Source organism: Roseiconus lacunae (assembly GCF_008312935.1).
In the GTDB taxonomy this organism is placed as follows: domain Bacteria; phylum Planctomycetota; class Planctomycetia; order Pirellulales; family Pirellulaceae; genus Stieleria; species Stieleria lacunae.
Genome location: NZ_VSZO01000012.1, coordinates 468,260 through 493,066, shown reverse-complemented (window position 1 = coordinate 493,066; position 24,807 = coordinate 468,260). Strand labels below are relative to the sequence as shown.

The window sequence follows — 24,807 nt, the reverse complement described above, 5'->3', positions numbered from 1 at the left end:
AGGCGTTTTTGACGGTCCAAGGCTAACGCCGCACTATGTTATAGTGAGGTTTTCGGCAACACTTTAGGCTCGTGTTTGCCGCGCGAGTCGCCGACCTTGCTGTTTGCCGACCTTAACGTACGCCGTGGCGTTCCCAGATGAAGATTATATGGCAAATTCGCTGGTTCTCGATCTTGTTGGTCCTGACGACCGCAGTTTTGATCGGGGCGATCGTCGCTTACGGTTATCGTCGGATTACCCGCTTTCAACAAGTTGCCAGTCTACGCCAGATCCGGACCACCGGAGAACTGGCGATCCAGAATGAATTGCGAGCACTCGTCGACAGTATCTCGCTCACCGCGATGTTTCCGACGGTGAAGTCGGCGTTGCAAAACGCAAACGGAATGCAAGTCGATGACGTCGAAGGGGAAGACGCAGCGTTACTGATCCAACAAATTTTTAAGACGTCGATTCAGTACCGTGACTACTTCGATCAAGTGCGGCTAATCGGAACGGCGAACGGGGGTAAGGAGGTCGTCCGGGTCGATCGAAAGAATGGGGAAATCGTTGTCGTCAGGGGCGACGATTTGCAACCCAAAGGTTCACGTTATTATTTCGACGAGACCATGCGTCTTGGTGCCGGCGAAGTCTTTCTTTCCGATATCGATCTCAATCGCGAATTTGGTGAGATCGAGATTCCCCATCGTCCGATGTTGCGGATCGCGGCACCGGTCAAGGATGACGCGGGAACTTCGATCGGAATCGTTGTTTATAACATTCGTTTTAATGCACTTGTCGAGAACGTGCTGCACAACGACTCTGATGCCTATCAGTATCTGATTACCAATGATGAGGGGGATTATTTACTACACCCCGATTCCGATCGCGTCTTCGGATTTGAGCTTGGAAAACGCTACCGATTACAAGATGACTACCCATCGGCATCGGGTTTGTTTCCCACGCTTGGCGGTGGCGAAAGAAAGGAGACGGCACCTGAAGAAATTGCTCTCGACAAAGGGCATCATCAACTGGTCGTCGACAAGTTTTCTTTGTTGCCGGGAGTCCATCCGAGGCAGATCGTTTTGGGCGTCTTGGCGACCAACTTGATCGTATCGGATTCCCAAACACGCGTGATCCAGTGGGCGACCATCGCAACCGGACTGCTGGTGATGGTGTCGTTGATCGTGGCCTATTTGTCGACCAATTTTCTGACGCGACCGCTACAGCAAATCACGCTTGCGGCGAGGAACATTCGCGCCCGAAAGTCGGTCGAGATGCTACCGGTTCAGCGCGACGATGAAATTGGTACGCTCGCCCGCGCGTTCGAGGCGATGGTCGCAGAGGTGAAGCAGTCCGAGTCAGATTTGCGTAGCACCAACCATCGATTGCTTGAAGCGATCAAGGATTTAGAGCACTTTACCCATTTGGCGGCCCACGATCTACGCGAGCCAATTCGCAAACAACTGAATTTACTCGAGCTATTGCGAGAGCAGTTACCCGAAGCCGACGAAGAATTATTGATCTTTTACGTCAGCCGAATTCAACGATGCGCGGATCAAATGTACAGGATGGTGGACGATTTTCGGCGTCTGACCAGGCTGTCTGGGGGAGAATTGACGCGTGAACCGATTAATTTTGACCAGATTATTGACACCGCACTGCACAGTTTCGAGGAACAATTGAGTTGTCGCGGTGTGGAAATTAAGCGTGATGTGTTTCCTTCCGGATTGTTCGGCTATCCTTCCCTTCTAGAATGGCTGTACAATAATCTGATCGCGAATGCACTGCGATACGTCGATCGAGATGGTTTCGAAATCGCGTTCACCGCCGAGCAGGCGGAGGAAACTGGATGGATTTTTGGAGTTAGAAATACAGGCTCGACAATCCCGTCGAGTCAGCTTGAGGAGATCTTCAAGATGTTCCGCAAAGCTGACACCGGACAGGAGGAGGCATCCGGGATTGGGCTGAGTTTGTGTCGGCGAATTGTCGATAAACACTCCGGCGAGATTTTCGCTGAATCTGGACCGGATTTCACCCACTTGAAATTCACGCTAAGAAAACAACATGATCGAGAACAAAATAATGAGCAATAACGACTTCATCGTCGTCGATGACGACGAGATGGAGTTGGATATTGTCAAGCTCGTTTATTCTCGGTCCAAGCTCACCAATTCGCTGCGCGTTTTCAGTGGCGGCAATTCTTTCTTGGAATTTTGGGAGCGAGTCGAACGGGGCGAAGAGAAGACACCTGCGTTCGTGCTGATTGACGTCCGAATGCCGGCGATCAACGGATTCGAAGTCGTCGAAAACCTGCGTGCCCGTCCCCGGCTGCCCGACCAGCCTCAGGTCGCGCTATGTTCCAACAGTAGTGACATCGTCGATCGTCAACGCGCCGTCGAAGTCGGTGCGGACATGTACGTCGTCAAGCCCAAGGGCATCCAAGAGTACGTGCAATTCTTTGATGAACTGGCCGACACCGCGCCCTAGTGCTTCGTTCCGGATTAACCGCATGGCGTTAGCCACGGCTGCGGTGCGATAACGGGGGCAACGCCGGTCGGTTGATGACCCGAACCCCTATTTCAAATGGAACTAAGCACTCGTTCGGTCAGGTCAACCGGCGAAGCAGTTCCTTCGTCAATTCTCTCGACGGTTTCGATAAAGGCGAGCCGCTGAAGATGCAACGTCGATGCCGCTGGCTCTCTCGAGGAGCAGTGGCGAGGATGACTCTCTAGACGCGGAGCCACTCTGCCAGCCACGTCGGCAGAATTGCCAAAGAAACATTGGGGAGATAGCTGGATCCGAAAACAAGCGCCAGCTGCATCAAGATCAGGACAATGCATGCCCAAGCAAAAAATCGCTTGTTGCGTGCCGCCGTTCGGTCAGAGCCAAACACAAGATGCTCTAACCCGTTGCCATGCCAGTACAGGACGATCCCAATGGCAAGCATTTCACAGACGATCACTCCACCAACAGTGTAAAACACATCCGGCCAGCTAAAGCCACGCGTCGGGATTGCTATCTGGCAAAATTCCAAGCCAACTAAAACCGCCAAGATCACTGTCAGGATGATTCGGCGGATTCGATTGTAATTTTGACCGGCAAGGCAAAGGGCTGGCCCAATGCCGATCAGGAACGTCATGATAAACGTGCGTAAGTTGTAGTTCTTATCGAGCCATTGAACGAACGAGTTGGGTAAGCCGAAAAGGTCTTGCGCCGATGTGCTGGGTTTTAGCAGCGTATAGGTCGCAAGCATCAGTGTTGCGATGCACCAGATCCAAGCAATCGTAAAACGTTGATGATCCGTAGGACGAACGGCGTGACGTTTCATCGTGGAACTGCTGCCTGGAGAGTTGAAGCGGCCGGATCGTTCGATGGCCGCCGTGAACGAGTGGTTGTATCGCTACTTTCGTCCGGCTTGTCCGGTGTATCGGGCGTCACATCCGTGACTTGACGAACAGCGTTTGATTGTATGTTTCGATCACCAACCAACGTTTGAAGGTCCGATTCGAATTTGGATAGCACGGCTAAGCGGCTCAGGTGATTGACTGCGTATTCGCGTCCTGCTTGACCGAGCCGGATACGAAGGTCGGATGATTCGGCCAGTTGGATCACGGCGTGCGAGAATGCTTCTACGTCATCCGGAAGTACGACGAGGCCTCGCCCCCGAACCACATCGGCAATTTGTGTCCCCGGCGCCGCACAAGCAACAATTGGGCGACCGGTGGCGAGCATCCCAGTTAGTTTTGACGGCATCACCAAATCCGCCGCCCCTGCCCTCTGTGGTAACAGATGAATATCCGCGCAGTTCATCAGTTCGTTAAATCGAGAGAGCGGTTGGACCGGCAACCAGTGAATGTTTCCAATGCCTTCAGAACGCTGCAGCAATTCTTGATGCGCCGCACCTGTCCCACAGATCACAAACGCCAAATCGGTTCGATCGGCGTGCTCACGGGCCGTTTCCAGGATGATTTCCAAGCCCTGTTTAGCGCCGATGTTGCCAGCGTACATCGCGAGACATTTATCAATCGGTAGGCCAAACGAGTCTCGCAATCCCGCAAGCGCTGATACCTTCTCTGGCGGCGTAGACGGTGCTGCCGGATCGATACGCAACCGATCTGAACCTCGTTCTAGTGCTGTTTTCTGATTCGAGCCATCTCCCGCTGATGAAGCCGGTCCCAAAGGTCGCATGATGGTGCAGTCAACCCAATTGGGAAGCATGGCGCATCGATTTTCGGCGACCCCTTTCTGGATCAACTTGAATACCATGTTGGGCGAGATACTCGAGACCCGGTTAAAACGACGCATTAAAAACGCTTCGGCCGCCAACACCAATCGTTTCAACAGCGGTTGTTTCAGAATACCGAGTTCAAAAGCGGCATCGACTTCGAAGTCTTGGACATGAAGCCAAGATTTTGATCGACGGAGCAATGATGCCACCAAGGTCGCCGGCATACAGAATGCTGCCGGCTCGACCGTCATGACCACCTCATGACGCCTTCGCAGGGCTTTCCACAATACAACCGGAAGACTGGTGCCAGCGAACGACGCCAAATGCAAGATCCGTTTAAGTCCGTTGACTTGTTTGGGAACCCAAATCGGACAGCGAATCACGGTGATGGTTCCGGAAGCTTCGCCGCCAGACCGGTTATTAGAGATATCTGATTTGTAGGCCCATGCTTTGTATCCTTTGCCGACCTTCCAATCGGGATAGTAAGGTGGCGTCGTGACAACGGTCACATGATGTCCCTGATCGGCCAAGAACTGAACCATTTCGCCGGAGTATTTACCGATTCCGATTTCTTCTGGCGAGTAGTTCAAGCCGTACAGGAGGATATTCACGAAAGCAGCTCGTCTTGAGGAGTGACAAAGGGATCATTCATGCTTCAGGTTCGAACCAAGTCGCGATCGCAGTAAAGCATGACATGACGACGCTTTATTATTCGCCGCCTGAAGTCGATGGCCAACGCGGTTTAATCGGTTGGCACGGGTTCCCCCTGCAAATCGACGCCGAGGGAAGATTCGTCGACACAATGCTTCCCGCGACCACGACAGAGTAATCGTCAACCGTGACACCCGGGCCGACAAATGATTGGGCTCCGATCCACACACCTTTCCCAATCTTGATTGGTGCGTTGCGATACGCAAACGTTGGATCGCGAAAATCATGGTTCCCACCGCAAAGAAATGCCCGCTGCGAGACACAAGCATGGTCTCCGATTTCGATCGGTTCGAAGTTGAGGATGAACACTTCTTCACCGATCCAACTGTGATCGCCAAGTGTAAGCTTCCAGGGGAAGTGAATATTGACGCGTGGCTTGATCACCACCCCACGTCCAATCTTCGCACCGAACAGGCGAAGTAGCTTGCACTTCCATGATCCTGGCCATGGCAAAGGGCTCAAGAACAGCATGCATTTGACCAAGTACCAAGCCATTTCGGTCAATCGTGATGCCCCACGATCAAGACCTTGTTGGGCATCGAATTGATCGAGCCGAACTTTGGATTCACTTGCCAGCATGTTCAAGTGGCCCCGGCGATCGCTTCAAAGAATTGTTTGGCGGCTCCGTCAACCGAGAAGTACCGTTGATAGCATGCTGTCGCAGAGGTTCGATAGGCGGTGCGTTCTGCCGGTGTTAGCGAAAGCCATTGCCGCAGTGAGTCGCAGGTGCCTTCGAAGTTATCGTCGAAAATCAAACCGGCTTTTGCGTTTTGTATCTCCACAAAAATATTCACTTGATTGGAAATCAATACCGGTGAACCGCAGGCAAGTGCTTCGGCGACTGCGATGCCAAAATTCTCTTGATGACTGGGAAGAACGAACGCATCACAACCATAAAACGCGCCCCACTTAGCGTCGCCTTTCAGCATCCCGGTGAACTGGACGGCCGCGTGATTTCGGTTGTGGTCTGACGGTTTGGTCAAACCCAGTTCACCAGCCAGACGTTTCATTTCCCGAGCATAGGCGGAACCATCGGGACCCGCGATGACCAAAGCTGGGATGCGTGTATCGACCGGGAATTCAGCACTGACCGCGGCATAGGCGCGAATTAACAAGTCGATGCCTTTTTTGGGATCGATTCGACTGAGGAACAGCAGGTAGGGTCGGTCGTCAAGTTCAGGGCAATGCCGAAGAAACGCTTGCCGTTTTTCTTCATCAGCCGCCGGCGGACGAGGGACACCGTAGCCAACATCGATTTCTAATTTGGGGCGATAAGGGCGAAAGGGAATCCGGGCGAGTTCGAGTTCCTGATGGCATGTGAACAATACTCCGTCGCTTTCTTCGATCACACGATGTTCAAAGACCTTCCAGTAGATCCAATTCCGGATCGCTTTGATGCGTCGCGACGCATCCCGTTGAAACCAAGGGTCAAGCATGCCGTGTGGCATTGCGTAGACTTTCGGGAGGTCGACTGCCGGCCGATGCTTCCGCAGTTTTGCCAACGACCTGATCGTCGCGATCGATTGGTACAACCAGTCGCCATGGATGATCAACACGTCATAGTTGCAGGCATTCGCTTCGAGCCAGGGGCGATAGGATCGGTTGTACGACCATGGCCCACGACCCGACCCTAAGCAATGTGTTACGAAAGGATCGGACGGCGAAAAATCATTTTCCGGTGGATCGAACGATACGACTTCGCTGGTTGTTCCCAGCCGATCCATCGGTGGAACCAAATTGCGGACACCCTGGCATGGGCCACCATACGATGGATTCATCGTCGGCATGATATGCAGGACCTTGGGGCCCTTGGCATGTCGCGATGTTCGGGTTGATTCGCTTGCGAATGCTTGCCGATCCGTGCGCGATTCAGACAATGAAACCGACATCTCTTGTAAAGTATTTTGAATCTTCGGGAAGCGGTTTGACGGCGTTCGCTGGGACACCGGCATACAACTGATAAGTTTGATCGAACGCTTTGTTCAGCAGCGAACTAGCACCCAGGACGGAGTATGCCGGGAGGCTAGCGCCGCCAAGGATCACGGTTTTGGTGCCAACAAAGCTGTAGTCACCGATCGTGATCGGAGAACTCGCTTGCCGGCAAGCGGCGATGTCGACCGAATGAGTGAGCAACTGCGAGTGATAGCCCGCGATCGTGACAAAATTTCCGATCACAATTGAACTGGTGCAATCGAGATGGTGATTCTTAGTGATTGCCGAATGATCTCCAACGATCAATTCGCTTCGTCGGTCGAGTTGATCCGCGAAGTGGGGACTCGACGTTCCGGTCGGAAAGCCCGTGATCCAATTTCGACGCCCGATCGACGAGTGGTGGCCGAGCGTGACTAAATCCAAATTGACCGCGACGACAAACGGGCCAATCTTGGAATGCGCTCCCATCACAAGCATCCGCGGGTATACCCACGACAAACGGATCCGCGCCGAAGGGTGGATCTGATAACCGAACGTCGCTATCAGGATTCGTCTTCGTAGCGGCCAGGGCAAAAAAATCACCGCCGCCTTGATCAGCAGTCGCACAAAACGCATGTTGTTTCAGTCCGCCATCATCTGGACATAAGCATCGATCATCACCTTTGGCGCAAACCGCTTGACGTTCTCAAAACCTTCTTCAACGACGCGGTGCCGGACGTCGCGGTCTTGTAGGGAAAGCAAGTGTTCGGCAAATGCTTCCGCATCCGTCGGCGAAGCGTGCAGGGCCGTGCCTCCGCTGACCTCCGGCATCGGTGCGACGTCGCTCGAAATGACCGGTGCGCCGCATGCTTGAGCTTCGATCACCGGCCATCCAAAGCCTTCCGAAAATGAAGGGAACACGAACGCATCGCAGCTTGAATACAAGGCGAGCAAAACATCGTGGCTCGGCTTGGTGATCTCAACAATTCGATCTTCGACACCAAGCTCTCGTGCCCGTTCACGAAGCGCTGTTTCAACCGGGGCACCCGCGAAACAGATCTTTCCCCCCCAGGTTTCACCGAGGTGGCTGACCATGTCGATCAACATTTCTCGGTTCTTTCGTTGCAACGATGACCCAAGATGCATGATGAACGAGCTACGATCCCCGCCAAGACCATAAGGGGCAAGGAGCTGACGTTGTTGGGTTTGCGAAACGGGGTGAAAGTTGTTGTTGAGCGCCAAGTGAATCACTCGCCAACGCTCGGTATTCGAGGTCGGTTCAAATTCATGAAGGTGGCTCATCGTTTGATTCGACACGGCGACCAAGCGATCCGCTTGCAATAAATGTTTCTTGATCCAACGCTGAAGAAATCGCCCTACCGACGATGTCTGACAATAGGTGTCGGTGAATCCTTCGGCCGCGCGAACGGCCAAGACATCATGGCAGGTAATGGACGAATGTTTCGACGGAAGCGAACGTAGGTACGGCGCGTTGGAGTGATCGCAAACATGAAAATGAGCTTGCGGATGAAACCAACGGCGAAGAAACAGAACAAGGGGAAAGAACAGCCATTTATCGAAATACCCGAGCCACTTTCCGTACCCAGATGTCGTCGACGTGGCGACGCGGCCTAGCACCGCGATGGGGCGCCAATGTTTGACCTCGATACCCCGATCGGTCAATTCCCGATGCAACAAGACGGCAAATCGCTCCATACTCTCTTGGCGATCGAGCGGGTAATTGCCAATCAAGATCACTTCTTGGGGGTGTCGTTTCGGTTGCTCTTCCATTACAGGAACAGGGGGGGCAGTTTTTGGCTCGGTAGATTCTTGCAGAGCGATCACTGGATTAGTCGTTAGCGTTGATTGATCGGTTAATGTTCGAAGTGCGATTGGCAATCAGCCAACGTTACGAGCGAAGTGTGCGTGAGGCAAGCAAGACGCTGTGTTTATCACCTTGGAAAGGCGGGGGAGTTGCCGGGGCGAAGCGACGCGAGCACGAGTCCAACGATAAGTGAGTGGAACCCAAGTGCGGTCGGCTGAGCCCAGCCGCCTTGGGCAATGATAAGAAACCCGAAACTCATCAATAACCATGGCAACGGGGATCCCTTGCCGATCTGGACAAACGAAAGCCATAGCAAGTGAAACGCCAACCCGGTTCGGATCATAATCAGCGTCATTCCTAAAAAAGGCCCGATTTCATCAATCGTCCTCGCCCACTCCGCTTCGGCGAGGACAAACTGAACTTGACCTGTGGCAAGCTTCGCTCCGACATTGGTCCCTAAGCCGAGACCCGACCCAAGCAGGGGCTTCTCGGCTGAGTTCGCGACTGCCGACAGTAACCCGCCGAGAAATCGGTCGCCGAGCGTGCCTTCCAAGCCACCCTCGGCTTTCGATGCAGCGGTGAAACGACTCGTCAACACTTCGGTCGCAGTTTGTAGCGCCGGTGTCATCGCCAGGACGCCAATCGCAAACGCGATTCCGACGAAGGCGGGAAACAGTTTCTTGGCATACTTGGGACGGCGAATCGCAACCACGGTTGTGAATACGATTGTGATCAAGACTTCGAATACGAGTGCGCGGCTAATCGACAAAGGAATGGATGCGATCAGTGCCGTCGTGGCGGCGAGCAGCAAACTTCGCTTGACCCGTCCCGGTTCCAGCCAAAAGTAGAAAATGAAGGCCGCCGAGACACCAAGAAAGAGTGTCAAGCCATTGGTAAATGAGAATGTTCCCGGAGGCCGAAAGTAGCCCATCGCCCCATCGAATCCGGCGCCTTCCATATCGCCGCCAACACCACGGTTAACCCACGCGGACTGCGGGCTGAAAAATTGCAGCCCCGCGAGGATCACCATGACGACCGTTAGCCACAGCATGAATTCGCCAAATTTTAGTACATCCTCGCGATTGAGGATCCGCCCCATTGCAAATGCGAACGGAAAATGGATTAGCATCAAACGCGCGCCATAAGCGGCGACAAAGGGATGCCCGTGGCCGGAGAATACGGCGCCAATTGCGGCCGTGATCCCAATCACGAAGACGCCGACGACATAGGTGTTCAGCGGCATCAGGCGTTCGCGGCCGGCAAGAAAAATCACCGCCAAGGCTACCGGATCCCGGATCACCAGTAACGGCGTTGCCAACCCGGGAAGGAACCACTTTCGCAGAGCCCCCTCGAAAAACAGCAGCAGGACGTAGGCCCAAATCCCCGCCCGCATCAATTTCATACTTGACGTGGTACGCGATACCGAAAGCGGCTGTGTTCTGGGCGGAGAGGACGTCAATGCGGAGGTGTCTGACATAGACGAGTTTTCGAACAAACGGATCGTTATTCCGATAAAAAGTGACGAATGCTTGCCGCTAGCTCGTCGCCATAAGTTTGCCAGGGACGCGCGATCGCTGACTGACGAGCTTGTTCGCCCACGCTAGCGACTTGATCACGGTCATTGAGCAGACTTTGGATTTGAGTAAGCAGTGCTTCCGTCGAGCCGGCAGGAATGATCCATCCATTTTTTCCGTGCTCAATCAGATCGGGGCCCGCCGTCCGATCGGTAGTGATCACCGCGGTCCCCTGAGACATTGCTTCGGTGATGACCAACCCAAATCCTTCGAAGAGCGATGGGAAAAGCAGCACATCGTGTTCACGCATTAAGCTGATGACGTCACTGTGAGGCAGTGAAGGAATCCAGCGATGGTTTTGTAGTGCTTCATTGAGCGGGCGGCAGTGGGAGACGGCCGACTTCCCCACGACCGTTAACTCGACTTCGTCTTTCACTTGATCGACGGCCGAAAACATATCCGCGATCCCCTTTCGCTGAGATAAACCGCCGACGAACAGCAGTTTCAATCGTCGTTTGGTAAGGCCATCGTAGGAACGAGGCTTTTCGGCGGGAGGAAAACCGTACGGAATGACTTCGATCGGTGCGAGCGTACCGTCAAAATCTTCGAGCGTCCATTTGGTGAATCGACTGGCAACATAGATCTTGTCGGCCAGACGCAGTTCTTCGTCTTTGAAGGCAAGCTTTCCCGGCGAATCACGCAGGCTGGTCAAGGTAGACGACCATTCGGGCCAGCGATTGGATTCTTCGGACAATAGACGTCGTTGGGTTTTCCAGTAGCCGATCGGCAGATCATAGATACACCGAACGCCGTTTCGTTTCGCCGTTCGAAAGGACTCTAACGCGCCGTCTTCATAGGCATAGACGGCGGCGCCTTTTTGACGCTCGACCGAACGCGCTACGCGACGGTCGATATCGCGATAGACGGCTTCGACCGAAAAAACGCCACGTTCTCGTCGTGTCAAGAAGTCAAGATTAGCCTTCGACGCAATGATTCGTCCAAGTTCACGGATCGCCCGATGTCGGGTGTAGGGGCGGGCTTGGTCGTCGAAACAGCGTCGCTTTAACTCGCCACAAAGGGGGAGCTTTGAAAGTTTGGACCAGAGGTTGCCTGAGTACATTGCGACCGAGGTATGGAATTCGCTTAGCAGCGAGGCGTCGCACAGTCCCGTCAAAGCGGCACGTGAATTCGCATTCCCAGTCGGATGCGCGAAGACGACTTTGTTCATCAATTCGCCGGTGCTTAATTTCATTGAATGTTGTGTATCGGCTTCGTTTTCATGTTCGGCGCACTGCTTCAGCTATGAAGGTGCGAATGTGACTCGGCGAGTGGGTTCGATCCCAGGCAGACGCCTTCGATCGCGGTCGGTGGCGAAGCAGTGGTCTCTTTGCGTTGTTGTGGACCGATCCAGGCTTCGAACAGTGCATACAAACGGTTGGGGCGATATTCGAATTCGGAGACCTTTCGATAGCCGACAACTCGAGCCGGGTTACCGACGGCGATCGCCAGCGGCGGGATCGACTTGGCAACCACCGCGAACGCACCGACCACCGCACCGCGTCCGACGGTGACGCCGGGCAAAACGACTGACCCGGTCGCCAACCATGCGTAGTCTTCGACGACTACCGGGTTCGAAATCAGTGGCCAGGTACCGTCATGAATATCATGTGAGCCGGTGATAATGTGGACGCCGTCATTGGCGACCACGGCATTGCCGATCGTGACATGATTGTGCAGTTGAATGTTGATCTTTCCAAGCGCACAGTCGTTACCGATGGACAGACGCTTCATCGATCCCGATACCGACATTGACGAAAGCGCATTGCGTTTTCCAAAGGAATCACATCGACGCGCAAAACGAGCTTGTCGCAAGACCTGGACGACCAGTTCACGCGAGAGGCGAATCCGCTTGACCCAGTAGCGTAACCATTGGTAGCTACCAAATCGGGGGCGGCATCGGTTAGCAACGAGATAAGTCAGTAAACCCATTTTGCATTCGCGCATCGATGCAGGCATTGATAATCAGTTGGGCATGTTTTGTCACGCAGTGCGCCAGACTCCAACGGTGCAATCGTTCGGAAGTGTCGGCAAGTGCCAAGTCAATCTGTTCACGATCACGGCCCAGGAGGCCGCGAGAAAAATGAAGTTGATGATCAACCTGAATCAATTCCGCTAAAGCCGAATTGACACGTCGCGGGGCGATCATTGGAACACCACATCTGGCAAATGCCGCTAGGATTCCTGATTTTTCGAGATGATCAGGATAATAGCTGAAAAATCCGATACGAGCCTGAAGCATATAGTTCAAAACATCTTCACCGGAAAGGTAACCCGGCGTTTGGATTTCGATCCCGGCGGCCTCGAATGCCTTGGTGTTCCAGTCCGCCTGATTGCCGATATCGATGATCCGTTCGATACCTAGATGGCGGCAAATATCAGTCGTCAGCGTCGCACCGGAACCGCGAGTGAAGGGGCGTTTGAAAATGTTTCGCCCGAATAGAATCGCGATCGGTTCGCGTGATTGATAGGGGACATAACCGGAGGGTTCGCCAATGTTACTTGGCACCGGTAAGTAGCGAACTTCTTCGACCGATTCCGGCGTATTCTCTTCGAGCCAGGTCGCGCTGACCTGGCGGTTGGTCAAAATACTGTCGCTGATTGTGGCCAATTGTTCGGCGATCAAACGTTGACGGCGACTGTGCCAGAACGTTCGTCGCCATGGCCACGCGGTCGCATACAGTTCATGAAAAAAGGTGACCACGGGGATCCGTGAATACGGCTGCGGGCGGTCACCGATCGCCGTCGCGAGCCAGTCCGGAGCCCCATCCTGACTGTATCCATAACCGCTGTAATGCAAGACAATTGCGGTGACATTGCGTATGTCATCCTTGATTTTTCCATCGATCTTCTCCCAAAATTTTTCTGCGAACGCGTCCGAAGGTGTGGATTCGGGACACCCATCGACACGGACGATTTGCGTCTTGATCGATCTATCCAATCGCTGCGTCTGCTCACAGACCGCGATCGCATAATCGGTCACCCCGCAACCTTTCGGTTTGGAGTTGGGAACAAGATGGACAATGGTTGGCACCGCCAACTCCTCAGTCAAACTCACTTCGTCGCCTTCCTTTTTCGCGAACACGTTTAGTCCTAGCACCACTAAAAGAAGTGACGGCGATAATTCAGTTGGTAATGAACATCGGGACGTTCCCCGATTTTTTTAGCCGGTACTCCGGCAACGATGGCGTTGGGCTGGACATCTTTGGTCACCACCGCCCCGGCGGCAACCACGGCATGTGCCCCAATCGTGACTCCCGGAAGCACAATCGCTCGCGATCCGATAAAGACCCAGTCATCAATCGTGATCGGTTCGGTGTAGCCGGCAAAACCGTCTCGATCTCGTATGTCATGTTCGGCGGTGATCAAATGAACTTCCGGTGAGATGCTGACGTTCGCACCAATTGAGAGCGTTCCGCGATTGTCCAGCCGACAACGTTGATTGATGATCGAATTCGCACCGATGCTTAGATTACCTCGACCATCGATCCAAGTCCCTGACAACAGGTGAGCCCCAGGCGCAAGATCGATTTTCATCGCACGACGATAAAACCAATGACGGACACGGGCACTCGGGAAGTTCGCTACGACGACATTGCAAAGCCATAGCAGCCCGTCAAACCGATACGCTTTGCAGCGTTGGCTGAGGCTGACCACGTCGTCGTCGAAGTTCTCGTTCGTAGATGTTACTGGCATCGGCTGCGACTCGATCCCAATCGTATCTGGCTGCAACTTCAAGGCAGGCGTCCGTCGTATGAGAATAAAAATCAGGGTCGCTTGCCAAGCGACGAATCAACGCTACCGCGGTTTCGACGTCGCCGGGTGTGACTTGGATTTGATCGGGGACAAAACACTCCGCTCCGGGCGATCGATAGGCGACCGTGGGGAGCCCAGACGCAATCATCTCCAGGCACCCAAAAGGAAACCCTTCCACGTAACTCGGAAATAATCCGATCGATTGCCGCGCCATTAGGTCAGGCAATTGAGCGTTGTCAAACCTCATCACCACTTCAAGCTGATGTTGCCACTGGGCAGGAAAGTGGGCGCGGATTTGCTGCTCGGACTGGAACAAGCCTTTCGCACCGAGAAGCGTCAATCGATATTGCTCGTCTTCGGCCCACAAGTGCGACATGATTTCGGCGATGTCCAAACAGCCTTTCCGGTAGTCGAACGACCCGACAAAAACGATCGATTTCGCATCATTCGCATCATGTGCGTGGCGGGCGGCTCGAAGCTCATGCGCTCGATCGGCATGGATCCCATTGGGAATCACTTCGAAGGTGGTTCGTCGCACTCCGTCAGCTTGTAACGCATCGGCGTCCCATTGTGTTAGCGCATGAACCAGATCAACGGACTGGCAGGTCTGACGCTGTGGCCCACGGCGCTGAAGGGGCGTCCACGCGGCGTTGCGACGCACGAAACCTTTGACTCGCTGGGCCATCCGACGTGGGACGCTAAAATCGGGTGTCGGGATTTCAATCAGATGGTGATGAACCCAGACCATCGCCGGCCTCGCGACGATCAGCATGTCAGGCGGAAGCGTTTCACGCGGAAATGGTAGCGTGTCCGCTTCGACTAGCGCGATGTCAAATCGGTCGTGGTGCTGACATAAAAATTCGCGAAGCTTTCGCTGATAGGCTTCGTACCCATTTCGGTCGTGCGTCGCCCCGGCACCGATTTCTTCCGCCCCAAACACTTCCGCATCCCAGCCAAGCCGACCAAGCGCCTCGGCGAATTCGACGCGGTTCTTGGTAGCGCCGATCGATCGAGACACTGGTAGCGGTGTGAATAACCCGATTCTCAATTCCGTTCTCCCAGTGATTGAAATTCTTGATCCAGACGCCGGCCGACGGAATCCTTGCTATACGATCGCATGGCTTCGGTGGCACGCTGTGACATTGTTTTGAAGCGATTTTCGTGACTGATCAATCCGGAGATCGCATCGGCATAGGCGGCAACTCCATGTTCTTCGACTAAGACGGCTTCCTCGGGGTTGCTTAGGAACTCCGAAGGGCCACCCGAGTTATGCGCGATCGGGACACAGCCGGCGCACATCGATTCCAAGATCGCACGTCCGTAGGGCTCATTCTTCGAAGTCGACAAATGCAGGTCACACGACTCGTGTAACTTCCACACGTCTTTATTGGGGATCGCACCGAGCACATCGACGCAGCCGGTAAGACCGAGTTTGTCGACAAGGGTCTCAATCGACTCTCGGAGTGCCCCATCGCCGGCCATGCGGAGGTGAACGTCATGACCTCGGTTACGCAAGTTGGCGATCGTTTCGATCGCGACGTTTGGGAACTTTTCTGGGCTAAGCCGACCGACCCAAGAGATCTGCCACCGAGATCCTTCGGGTCGTATTGTTGGCCTGATTTCGGTCGGCCTTTCGATGATTACCGGGATCGTGATCACACGCCCACGGATGTCATCACGGGCTTCGAAAGAGCGGGTTAATTCTTCACTTGTCGAAAGAATCAGGTTCGCCTTTCGCAATGTTTGTTGCCATCCACGGGCGCCGAGTCGAGATGCGATATGGCTGGGCCGATAGGGAATTCGCGATGAACGTACGTCCGAAGGCCAACTGCGAAAAATCGGTCCAACGACGAGTGGCAAACCATCCGTAGACGGAGCCACGGGGCAAAGGTTCTCGAAAGGGTTGCCACGCCAAACGGCATCGAACCGTGAACCCGATCGTCGTGCTTCGCGGAACCGTTGGTTGATCTGTTTTCCGTAGTCGAATCGATGCAGGCTCTTCAACGGAAACGAACTTTCGAAGGTTTGAATCGAAGCGCCGACCAGTTCTTTTTTGAGTGACACTTTCGCACTGTACCCTTCGAAGTCGTAGCCACGTGCGATCAACGAATCCAGATAGTCGTAGAAGATCAGCCCTTCCCCGTGAGGAAGGTGATCGGTGAAGCACTCGGTCGCGCTGTGGATAAAGACTTTCATAATCAGTTTTTCGCGTTCGATGACGGAAACGGTTCGCTGGGCACCGACATCTCTAGGAAAGGCGCAATCTTGTCGAAGGACAAATCACCGCGCGATATATCAAGCACCAAAAGCTTGTCGCTGCGACTGGCGAAGTAGTCATGCACCCGGTTTTCGTGCCGACTCCAAGCTTTGGTTAATTGGATCTCGTCGAACTCAGTGCAGCCGTAGACGGAGAAGTGCATCTCATCGGCTAACTCGCCGACCGTCCAGTTCTTTTCGTAACGTCCGCGGTCGAGCAACCACCGCATACTGCTGATCCAGTCAGTGACCGGCCGAGTCGTATGGATAAATTTTGCATCAGGGTACTGCTGTTCGAACCGTTCAAAGTACAGCGGAACCGGTAGATCTGAAAACGCATCGTTCTGTTCAAGAATGCGAAGGGGATCGTGGCAACGCAATGCCTTTAGCTCACGATGTAACTGCCAACGGGCGCGCAAACCTCGTGATAGTTGAGGTTTGAACTGTTGTTCGCCGATCTTTTCTGGTTGACCAAAAATGGCAAACGGAAAATGACATGCCCGCAAACCGAGTGCTCGAAACCCCTCGCAGATCGAAGTCGTTCCGGTACGAGACAATCCGGTGCAAAAAATCTTCATGGATTCCAATCTCGTCTTTAGATGGATCGCAGCATCGCAGCGATTTTGTTGTTGTCACACAATTCACGCCACAGGAGATGTGCGTGTTTGAAGTGTTCACGACCGATGCGACGAGCACCCGATGCATCCCCGATCCCGATCGCGGCTGTCGTTTTAAGGCGTACGCCCTTTGCCCCATTGATCAAGCATGAAGCCAGTACGGGCATCGATTGGCGACAACGCTTTGCGGTCGCCTGATCGCCTTCCAAGCTTGCCCTAACGGTGTGGTAAAACCGGTGGGCGAGCGAGTGGTGGGTGCATAACCAAGGTTTGGTTTTTGCGACATAATGCAAATTGACCCCACGCTCTGACAGTTGCGACAAAGACGCGACGTCGGGTTCGTGCCCTGATTTAATTTGATAGTTGACGTTCGGATCCAAATAGACACAGCGGCCAGCGAAGACGACATTCAACGCAGTTTGATCGTAATAGAGGCACCGATCGGTGTACTTTACGAGAAGTTTCATGGCCTGATCAAAACTTCCCTGAGCGCGAATGCGATCGAGGTTGAGGTATAGCAAGCCACTGTTGAAATACCTGTGATCGGCAACGTTCGGGAACTGATCCGCAAATCGCATCGAGTCATCGGTGCCGTTGTAATCCCACTCTTCGGCGACGGCGATCGCTTTATCTTGAAAGTCAACCTCAAGGAATTCGCTGACATCGCGAGTAAGCACAAAATCAGTGTCGACATACAGGACCCGATCGCTATCAATGATCTTTGGGATCAGCAGTCGGGCATACGGCATCTTCGAGTCATAGAAGAACTCGGGGAAATCTGCGAATAACTTGTCTTCGAGTTGATGTGCGGTAACCGTGAAATTGCCACGAACTTTTGAAAGTCGACTCCGGAGTTGGTCGACTTCTTGATCATTGACTCCGTCATGAAGTAAGTGAAAGTCGATCGAAATCGATGGGCTGAACTTTAGGATCGAGCCCCACGTGACGAATAGCCCAGGAAGGTAACGTGAGTCGCTCGCAGAAACGATCGTGAGTGTCGGCATTCGTTTTTCGCTCGGACTTGGGAAGCTAGTTTTGACGGGAGTGATAACGCTTAACCTGCGGTGCAAATAAATCAACTTCGGTACCGAATTGGTCGTCCACTACGCGGGAACTGCGTCGAGTGAATGCTGAAGTCGCTCTGCTCGGTAGTGAACCAGAAAGTTGACCGAATGAATGAGCGGTCCGAACAGGGTTCCGATCACCGAAGCACACAACGCGTTGTAGACATCGACCGGCGGGAAAAGGCTATAGGCCATGGTCATGATGCCAAGATTGAGCGGCATGAAGACCCAAGGATTCAACACATAGCCACGGGCCGAATTGAGCGATTGGATACCAAATCGGACCAGTGTGATTCCACACACCACCGCCATCAGAATCAATTCGGTGTTAAGTCCAGCGTAATCACTGCCCAGAACCCATAGCAGTTGATTCGGAAATAAGCTGACCGCACCGACAAGGCTGCCCCCACAAATCCAGAGTAACGCTTGGACTTGGATAAATCGCTGGGCGACTAAATTTGATTCCAACGGAAGTCTGGAAAACCGGGGCACGATCAGGATGCTAAAGACCGACTGGATGACGGCAATGACCAACACCAATCGGCCAAGGGCACCGATTTGAGCGACAGCGTCGGTCGTCCCAAAGAACGAGATCAACCATATGTTGAGCTGACCCAAAAATGCGATGTAAAAGGTTCCAGGCAAGGAACGTTTGACGATGCGCAAAATCTCTGAACGCACGACCGGATCTTCGCTCGTATCGTGATCGACGTACCGGCCGGAGAGTTTGCGGTATCGCCAATTGCAAAATAGTTGTGAAAGCCCGGTGGCGAGAACGGCCAGCGCCCCGATCGGTAGGGCGAGCAAAAATAGGGTTGTCAGGACGAACCGGATCAGGCCACTGCCGACCTGTGTTTTTTGAATCGGCGTGATGCACTGGTGCAGTTTCGGTGCGACCTCCAGCAGTTTGGTCGACAACGCGATCAAAAACGCCGGGATGATTGCGACGATCATCGCGCTCGACTCCCACCAGGTCGCGCCGTGCTTTTGAAAGAGCATGACCAGGATAGGAATGGAGAAAATGATACAGATCGCGGCAAACTTTCGACGCAGTGCCATCCCGGTTGATAAGACGGCACCAAGTCGTCCGCGGTCTTCCCACACTTTGCCGCCTTGTGAAATCACCCCGGTCGTGACACCCGAATCGGCAAGCGACCCCATCGTACCCAGCATCGTATTGGCGAGCGTGTACAACGCGTATTGCTCAATCGATAGCAGTCGAATCACCATAATCCCGCACAGAAAACCGATCGCTTGAACGGCAATTTGTCCCGAGACGGTGACCGAAAGTAGACGTCCCCAATTAGCCAATCGCGAGGCGTGAGGGATCGATTGAAGGCGTGTCAGCATTTCCTAATACGAGTGGACGTCTGCGAGTGGGCTATCGTTGTCGAGGCGGCGAGTGAGTGGCCACCAGGGCTTCTCGCGAGAGTGGGAGGGGATTTGCAAACCAGATCAAAAGAAAGAATTTGTCAACAAGCGCCTTCGCGAAACAATGCCGTCTTGATCGTTCGCCACAGAATGAAGAGATCCATTTCAATCGACCAATTGTGGAGATAAAAACGATCCAGGAAGACACGTTGTTTGTAGCTTGTTTCGTTGCGTCCGGAGACCTGCCATAGTCCGGTGATGCCCGGTCGGACCATTTGATAAAGGGCGAAGACTTCCGGATGCTCCTGGATGTACTCCTGGTCATAGTCCTTGCCGTCGATGATCGGACGCGGACCGACAAGACTCATTTCACCGAACAGAACATTCAGTAGCTGAGGAATTTCGTCCAAGCTGGTTTTCCGAAGGAAGCATCCGAGTTTGGTCACACGCGGATCGTTTTTCAGCTTGTGCGTTGCTTTCCATTCTTGCTGTGCCGCGGGGTTTTCGCGAAGGTAGGCTTGTAGCTTTTGATCAGCTTCGCACACCATGCTGCGGAATTTGATCGCGCGAAAGGGATGGCTATAGCGACCGACACGGTGCTGATAATAGAAGACCGGACCGGGGTCAAAAATCTTAATCGCCGCCGCGATCGCAAGCATCAGTGGGAACCAAAGGGGAAGTGTGAGGATAACCAGGGTCAAGTCCATCACCCGTTTGGTGAGCAACATATGCGGGTGTGTTAAGACGGTTCGGCAGTGAAGTTCAATGCTATTGTCGACCTGGCACAGCCGTGCCGTTTCTGTCGGATGGCCTTCCGAGGCGAGGGGCATGATCACGTGCGGAATCCCTTGAAAGGCATGAAAGTCATACCAACGATCACTCCCAGGGTCCGCGATGGCGAGTCGCGATGATCCGGCTCGGCTCATGATCGATTCCAGTTCCGAAAGCGGTCCGAGCCAGTTGCTAGCCGATCGTTTCAGCGAGCCAGCGGTGGTGCGAACCGGAGCCTGAGGTTCCAGCTTTGCCATCACCGACGTTGCCGAATCGAAGTGTGGACTTGGGACGAATCCGTTGCCTTCGTGCCCGACCTCGATCGCCGCTTGCGTCCCATCGGTCCCCGAGCCACCGACATGCCAGTAGCGGTTGGGATCAAACACAATTCCGGCGGCTCGTAAGCCGTGTTGTCGTGACGCATTGAGTCGCATTAACATCTGCCGACTTTCGGCACCGTTGCCAAGGATGACGACCGGTTGTGTCCACCAGTCGAATCGACCGAGAACTCGACGGACAACGGGTCGAAGCGATGCCAAGCTGAAAAACAGGGAGATCGAGAATGCGCCCCAGGTCATCAAGGGCCCGATCGCCCAGTCATGTTTGGTCATCAGTGCGAAACCGACGACGACTGAAACGAGCATGCACGTCCGTAGGATTCCGCGGAATTCGGTCGAGTAGCTTTGACCACAAGCCGGGTAAAGCCCATTGAGATGCTGCATCCAAAGCGTCAGTCCGATGACACTGACGGCGAAAAAGGTCGATGTTTCGGCATTGGTCCATTGCGCCAAGGCGGTCGAAACGGCCAGGGCAATGACGACGCAAACCGCATCGGCCAAGATCAGGGGCGTCGCCGAGCGAACGTCTTGCCAAGCTTGTCGACGTCCCATCTCAAGGATTCCGAGCATGCTTAACGATGGCGTGTAGCCGGGGCGATCGGTTGTCGAACCAGGGCCGTTACTCGGCTGCGCGTGGGGGTCAAGTTGACGAACCGCGCGTGGATCTAGCGTGGTGGTCATGAAGGTGCCTTCCTTGAAATCCATGAATCGAGTGGGCTAAGCGTCTGGTGAGGGTTTGCTGAAAATCACCTGCCGAGTTCCGCAGGTGATGGCTGGTGGTGGAGCGAGCGTTACTGCCGAGAGACGGAATAGGCCTGCTGTCCGTTTCGGTGTTCGGTCCCGCCGTCAATCGTTTTTTGAGTGGCTTGAGGTGGCACCGCAACGCCGTTGACTCGTCGACGCGATCGACCGCCCGATTCACGATGCGGTTCTTCCGTGCGATAGTAGCTTTGGTAGCTTTGCAAATATCCGTATTCGCGTTTCGAGTGGTAGTTGTAAGACGCGTAGCCATAGCGTCCTTCGTCCGGGGTAACGATCAATCCACTTACCGACGCTCCCTGCTGGCGTAGCGTTTCGACGGCACGCTCGAGAAGCGGTGCGTTGTTCGTTTTTACTTTGGCCACTACCAAACAACTATCGACGCGATCGGCGAGGATCGCTGGATCGGCGACCGCTAACACCGGTGGGGAGTCGATCAGGATGATGTCGTAGACGCTACGCATGTGTTCGATAAATTTTGAAAACCGCTGCGACTCCAGCAGTTCCGAAGGACTAGCCGTTTGAGATCCGCTTGGGCACAAGGTCAAGTTAAGTTGTTCGCATTCGTGTAGGCACATCGACAACGCTCGATGACCACGCATGAGATCCGATAAGCCAAGTGAATTGTCGATGCCAAAGACACGATTGATCATCGGGCGTCGCATGTCCGCGTCGATTAGTAGAACACGTTTGCCCGTCTGGGCGAGCGATACGGCAAGGTTACAAGTGGTCGTTGTTTTGCCGTCACCAGGGCTGGGGCTCGTGACAAGAAGGACTCGTTTTTGATCGCGTTTGGCCGACAACAAAAGTGACGTTCGAAGCACACGGTAAGATTCTGCCTCGTTACCGCAGGGTTCATGAAACGTCGCCACCATTGGCGAAATATTTGAATCGGCGATCGCAACCTTTTGCAGTTTGCGTTCGACCAGAACTGGTGCATGGGCAAGCACGGGTGCGTCCAAGCTCGAGGCGAGGTCTGATGGATCGCGGAACGTGCGGTCGCGAAACTCGGCAACCATTGCGAGCAGAAAACCGACCATCAGCCCGCTCATCATGCCGGAGATTGCGATCTTGGGCTTGCTAGGCCAGAACGGAAATTTCTCGGGCTTGGGGGTGACGAGTAGATCCGTCGAGAACCCCGAGTACTCGTTGGTCAGTGTCAGTTCTTGTAGGCGTTTGAAAACCTCGTCATAGCGAGCTTGGGCGCGTTGCAAGTTGGCCTTCAAGGACTCACCCTCGAGTACCGTCAATTCGACTTCCTTCGCGAGTTCATTTTCGCGTTGGGACTGGACCAGAAGTTCTTGCTCGCGACTCTCGAATTGATCGATATCGCTTTTGAGGATTTCGTAATAGGTCTGGAGAATTTCAGACGGCGGCAGGTTGAGTGGGTCTTCGGGGCTTGGTTCTTCCGGCTGATGACGGTCGTCATTGCGATACTTGTTGACGTATTGGCGAACGCTTTGGATTTCTGCCTCGAGGGCTCGAACGCTGGGGTGTCCCGAGAGGTAGGTCGTACGCATGACTTCCAACTGGCTTGAAAGACTCATCAAGCGTTGGAATTCAACCTCCCAGGACTTTCGCTCCATCGCGTTGTCGATGTCCTCTTGCGTGTTCGTCTCTTCTTTTGCTTGGCGTTGCTCTTTGATTTGTACGAGCGCGTTGAGCCTGGAAATATCTCGTTCAGAGAGTAGCGACATCACCTGAGCGTCAGTGACTTGTTCCGGCTTTTTCCCACGGGTCGCCGCAACGATCACATTCCGCCGTGACCGGGCATCGGCAAGTGATTGCTGGACCTTGGCGAGTTCTGCTTCGATGGTTTTAACACGTGTCCGGTGAACGTCTTCGGCTTGACCTCCACTGCCGACGAGTGCCGGAACCGAAGCGACGAATTCACGATAGGCTTCATCGGCACGACGCAGTTCGGCTTCGTTCTTTTGTTGCGTCGTCGCGATCAGATCGATCGCTTGCTTGCCGACCGTGTTCGATTGGCTTTCGACGTACTCGTGGTAAGTTTCGAAAACTGATTGCAGTACATGCGCGGCGACCTTTGGGTCGGTATCCTGGTAGGTCGCTTTCAGGATACTTGCGTCACCGACCTTTGTGATCGTCAGGGCCGCCGCGATCTCGCCGGCGTTCTTCGGAAGGCCATGATCTTCGACGGCTTTTTGCAGGACTTTAGGGCTGGTAAAGAGTTGGATGTGCGTCGCCAGGATTTTGTCTTGCACCGGTGTGGTCGCATCATCGGCAGAGCGAACTCCCGTGCGGGCCACTTCTGTCGATCGCTGCGAAACCAATACTTTGAGGTGCGACTCGTAGATCGATTCCTGTTTTTGGTAGTAAATCGTGGCCGCGGTCGTGCCAAGTAGTAGTCCGAAAGCAATTAAGTGAATGCGTCGGCGAACGATCCCAAGTAGGTCCAAGTTGAACTCGGATTCCGGCTCATTCGATTCCGTTGCAGGGTGCTTAGTCATCTGTGAATCGTTTGGTTACGAAGGACGTGGCCAGAGAAAAGCAGACGCGTCTATAACGAGCCCATAAAGTCGAGGCATCACCCCAATGCATCGACGTGCGTTCTGTGTGTCGGCAAGGTTGGAGACCTGTTCGCAGCGAGATGCTACGTGCAAGAGTGTTGGTTTCACGCCTTTGATCCGAAACGGTCGATCGATTTGTGGGACGCGATCTTTGCGGTTTAGCGCGGACTTCGTCCGCTTGGGTGACACCAACGTTTTCGGGAAGACGTTTGACTGAACACCGTGGGTGTGAATCTTCCTCCCGAAGAATCTCCCGAACGATATGGGTTGTAATAGCGATGGCAAGGATCGCAAATCGTTTTTTCGAAGTTCATTTTCAAGGGCGTTCAGATTGGTGTTGTCGATGACTACAGCGGGCTGGCCTGAAATAGTCATCTCATCAAAATGATTGGCGCACGACTTGTTCGTTCGTGTTGTCGGGAGTGTCCTCATGAAGAATGAATGCTTCGTCGCAAAGGTCGATCGTATCGATGGTCGATTGATCGAACTGCTTTGAGCTGGCATAGGCTTGAGAGGCATTGGCTTAGACGCTGACGTTGGAATTCGCGTCGAGAGTACGCTTGGCTTCGGTGTGCTGGACTTGAACGTTTGCCATGGATTCAAGGTAAGGACGCGACTCACCACTTCGGTTTGATCGAAAAAGCCTCTGACGAACGTCATTGGCTGCACACTGTTAGACCCGGGTGATGACGCACATTGTCGAGCTTCATGTCGGACGCGCCGATGCACATAAGATGCACCTTGTCGTGCCGGGATGTGAAGATTGGGCAAAGCCAGTTTGTGGATTGGGCGATCTTCGCGAAGCGGCATGGTCGCCACCTCGTCGCGCGTTTGGGTCTCCGTTCGCGTCACTGTTTCCGTTCGCATCTCAGCCTCTTTTTGCCGCGAACGTTGTAGCAGTAATCTCGCTTCATGTGCATAGCCCCGCGCATGTTCACTGTCACGTTGATATCGGATCGTCCGCGTTTCGGGGTGTTGTCGTTGGATGTGTTCCATGCTATGCGCTGATGGATTCGTTTCGCGAATGCGACGATCGTTGCACCGAGAGTAGTCGCGTTTCGTCGCGGGTGTCTGTCGTGCACGGTCTTCGGAATTGCGGCGGGGTTCGGCTGGCTTGAT

Annotated in this window: 20 protein-coding genes; 2 read left to right on the top strand and 18 right to left on the bottom strand. The window is 53.9% G+C overall.

What is annotated here, in order from left to right; genetic code table 11:
• Positions 1 to 137: 137 nt before the first annotated feature.
• Both FYC48_RS18040 and FYC48_RS18035 read left to right on the top strand, forming a co-directional pair.
• On the top strand, positions 138 to 2,072 hold the full coding sequence (locus tag FYC48_RS18040; RefSeq protein ID WP_149498112.1) for a sensor histidine kinase: 1,935 nt from the start codon (positions 138 to 140) through the stop codon (positions 2,070 to 2,072).
• The gene (locus tag FYC48_RS18035; protein WP_160149603.1) at positions 2,062 to 2,466 is read left to right on the top strand and encodes a response regulator; all 405 of its coding nucleotides are present in this window, start codon (positions 2,062 to 2,064) and stop codon (positions 2,464 to 2,466) included. Before FYC48_RS18040 ends, FYC48_RS18035 begins: the two co-directional genes overlap by 11 nt.
• 241 nt (positions 2,467 to 2,707) lie before the next feature.
• On the opposite strand, the gene FYC48_RS18030 is transcribed toward FYC48_RS18035, so the two are convergent.
• The 18 genes from FYC48_RS18030 to FYC48_RS17945 form a co-directional block, all read right to left on the bottom strand.
• The gene (locus FYC48_RS18030) at positions 2,708 to 3,307 is read right to left on the bottom strand and encodes a VanZ family protein (protein WP_149498110.1); all 600 of its coding nucleotides are present in this window, start codon (positions 3,305 to 3,307) and stop codon (positions 2,708 to 2,710) included.
• Positions 3,304 to 4,818: a glycosyltransferase WbuB gene (locus FYC48_RS18025; RefSeq protein WP_149498109.1), complete on the bottom strand. Its 1,515-nt coding sequence runs from the start codon at positions 4,816 to 4,818 to the stop codon at positions 3,304 to 3,306. The genes FYC48_RS18030 and FYC48_RS18025 overlap by 4 nt, the downstream gene beginning before the upstream one ends.
• A 97-nt stretch (positions 4,819 to 4,915) precedes the next feature.
• Positions 4,916 to 5,497: a WcaF family extracellular polysaccharide biosynthesis acetyltransferase gene (locus FYC48_RS18020; RefSeq protein ID WP_149498108.1), complete on the bottom strand. Its 582-nt coding sequence runs from the start codon at positions 5,495 to 5,497 to the stop codon at positions 4,916 to 4,918.
• A 2-nt stretch (positions 5,498 to 5,499) separates the two neighbouring features.
• Positions 5,500 to 6,807, bottom strand: coding sequence for a glycosyltransferase (locus tag FYC48_RS18015; RefSeq protein WP_149498107.1), 1,308 nt, complete (start codon positions 6,805 to 6,807; stop codon positions 5,500 to 5,502).
• On the bottom strand, positions 6,788 to 7,465 hold the full coding sequence (locus FYC48_RS18010) for an acyltransferase (protein WP_149498106.1): 678 nt from the start codon (positions 7,463 to 7,465) through the stop codon (positions 6,788 to 6,790). The genes FYC48_RS18015 and FYC48_RS18010 overlap by 20 nt, the downstream gene beginning before the upstream one ends.
• 6 nt (positions 7,466 to 7,471) lie before the next feature.
• The gene (locus FYC48_RS18005) at positions 7,472 to 8,620 is read right to left on the bottom strand and encodes a glycosyltransferase family 4 protein (RefSeq protein WP_149498229.1); all 1,149 of its coding nucleotides are present in this window, start codon (positions 8,618 to 8,620) and stop codon (positions 7,472 to 7,474) included.
• Positions 8,621 to 8,781: 161 nt separating this feature from the next.
• Positions 8,782 to 10,131 carry a hypothetical protein gene (locus FYC48_RS18000; protein ID WP_200836639.1) on the bottom strand — a complete coding sequence of 450 codons (1,350 nt, stop codon included), beginning with the start codon at positions 10,129 to 10,131 and terminating at the stop codon, positions 8,782 to 8,784.
• Between the two features lie 26 nt (positions 10,132 to 10,157).
• Positions 10,158 to 11,420, bottom strand: coding sequence for a glycosyltransferase family 4 protein (locus FYC48_RS17995; RefSeq protein WP_235034311.1), 1,263 nt, complete (start codon positions 11,418 to 11,420; stop codon positions 10,158 to 10,160).
• Positions 11,421 to 11,464: 44 nt separating this feature from the next.
• Positions 11,465 to 12,157 (bottom strand): LbetaH domain-containing protein, encoded by a 693-nt coding sequence (locus tag FYC48_RS17990; protein WP_160149602.1) that lies wholly within the window; start codon positions 12,155 to 12,157, stop codon positions 11,465 to 11,467.
• Complete coding sequence (locus FYC48_RS17985; protein ID WP_149498104.1) at positions 12,129 to 13,283, bottom strand: hypothetical protein; 1,155 nt, start codon at positions 13,281 to 13,283, stop codon at positions 12,129 to 12,131. The genes FYC48_RS17990 and FYC48_RS17985 overlap by 29 nt, the downstream gene beginning before the upstream one ends.
• Before the next feature lie 44 nt (positions 13,284 to 13,327).
• Positions 13,328 to 13,762 (bottom strand): acyltransferase, encoded by a 435-nt coding sequence (locus FYC48_RS28720; RefSeq protein WP_200836638.1) that lies wholly within the window; start codon positions 13,760 to 13,762, stop codon positions 13,328 to 13,330.
• A 79-nt stretch (positions 13,763 to 13,841) separates the two neighbouring features.
• Complete coding sequence (locus tag FYC48_RS17975; protein ID WP_149498102.1) at positions 13,842 to 14,999, bottom strand: glycosyltransferase family 4 protein; 1,158 nt, start codon at positions 14,997 to 14,999, stop codon at positions 13,842 to 13,844.
• A gap of 26 nt (positions 15,000 to 15,025) precedes the next feature.
• The gene (locus FYC48_RS17970; protein ID WP_149498101.1) at positions 15,026 to 16,177 is read right to left on the bottom strand and encodes a glycosyltransferase family 4 protein; all 1,152 of its coding nucleotides are present in this window, start codon (positions 16,175 to 16,177) and stop codon (positions 15,026 to 15,028) included.
• Positions 16,178 to 16,179: 2 nt separating this feature from the next.
• A complete protein-coding gene (locus FYC48_RS17965) occupies positions 16,180 to 16,815 on the bottom strand; it encodes a sulfotransferase family protein (protein WP_149498100.1) in 636 nt (211 codons plus the stop codon).
• A 17-nt stretch (positions 16,816 to 16,832) separates the two neighbouring features.
• Positions 16,833 to 17,858 (bottom strand): glycosyltransferase family 8 protein, encoded by a 1,026-nt coding sequence (locus tag FYC48_RS17960; RefSeq protein WP_149498099.1) that lies wholly within the window; start codon positions 17,856 to 17,858, stop codon positions 16,833 to 16,835.
• Between the two features lie 99 nt (positions 17,859 to 17,957).
• Positions 17,958 to 19,268, bottom strand: a complete 1,311-nt coding sequence (locus tag FYC48_RS17955; protein WP_149498098.1) for a lipopolysaccharide biosynthesis protein — start codon at positions 19,266 to 19,268, stop codon at positions 17,958 to 17,960.
• A 122-nt stretch (positions 19,269 to 19,390) separates the two neighbouring features.
• Positions 19,391 to 21,079, bottom strand: coding sequence for a sugar transferase (locus tag FYC48_RS17950; protein ID WP_235034310.1), 1,689 nt, complete (start codon positions 21,077 to 21,079; stop codon positions 19,391 to 19,393).
• 110 nt (positions 21,080 to 21,189) lie between these two features.
• Positions 21,190 to 23,628, bottom strand: a complete 2,439-nt coding sequence (locus FYC48_RS17945; protein ID WP_149498097.1) for a GumC family protein — start codon at positions 23,626 to 23,628, stop codon at positions 21,190 to 21,192.
• Between the last annotated feature and the right edge of the window lie 1,179 nt (positions 23,629 to 24,807).